Origin of the sequence: Staphylococcus petrasii (genome assembly GCF_002902565.1) — a bacterium.
Lineage (GTDB): Bacteria > Bacillota > Bacilli > Staphylococcales > Staphylococcaceae > Staphylococcus > Staphylococcus petrasii.
In genome coordinates this window covers 1-225 of sequence record NZ_PPRC01000104.1, presented here as the reverse complement: position 1 = coordinate 225, position 225 = coordinate 1, and the positions used below count along the sequence as shown (strand labels likewise).

Below are 225 nucleotides of genomic sequence, written 5' to 3'. Positions count from 1 at the left end.
AACAACGCAAGAGCCAAGCACAGAAGAAACTAGTAAAGAAGCAACAACACAAGAGCCAAGTACAGAAGAAACTAGTAAAGAAGCAACAACACAAGAGTCAAGTACGGAAAAAACTAGTAAAGAAGCAATAACACAAGAGCCAAGCACAGAAGAAACTAGTAAAGAAGCAACAACACAAGAACCAAGTACAAAAGAGGCTAGTAAAGAAGCAACATTACAAGAGCC

The 225-nt window shown here is 38.7% G+C and carries 1 pseudogene; it reads left to right on the top strand.

Features of this window, described 5'->3' with window-relative positions:
* Positions 1–225 (top strand): annotated as a pseudogene (locus CD127_RS12720) (DUF4887 domain-containing protein); the annotation flags it as partial.